This is a genomic window from Chromohalobacter sp. HP20-39 (assembly GCF_033052815.1).
In the GTDB taxonomy this organism is placed as follows: Bacteria; Pseudomonadota; Gammaproteobacteria; order Pseudomonadales; family Halomonadaceae; genus Chromohalobacter.
The window spans coordinates 1-393 of the sequence record NZ_JAWHTP010000241.1; the positions used below are offsets into that span (position 1 = coordinate 1).

General features: G+C 61.8%; 1 protein-coding gene. It reads right to left on the reverse strand.

The annotated features are described in order from the left end of the window. Positions 1 to 393 (reverse strand): transposase (locus RVY79_RS17820; RefSeq protein ID WP_317465845.1); only part of this gene is annotated, 393 nt, incomplete at both ends.

Below are 393 nucleotides of genomic sequence, written 5' to 3' on the forward strand. Positions count from 1 at the left end.
TGCCGTTGCACGACCCACACCGGCTTCCGAGCGCTTCGACGAGCGCGACTTGCCTTTCCACCTGGTAGGCAGTTCGTTTCTTCATGTGGCCCTCCACTGGTTCCTTCTTGTGCAGTTTTCCGTACAGCAGCCTGGCGCGCAGCACCTCGAAGCTGTAGCCCCGGCCGGCACGGTTAATGACCTTCGCCACGCCGTTCAGGGCTTCCGTGTAGCCGTTCGAAATCGGGTGGTCGAAGTAGGCGAGCATCTCCTCGCGCCAGTTACGGGTGGACGTGAGCAACGGCTGAAAGCTCTTCTTGCCCTTCTTCATGGCGGCTGGCACAGACTTGCGCCATTCGTCCAGTCGCTCCGCGGCGTCGGCCTTGGACGGCGCGTCGTAGATGTCGTAGAACG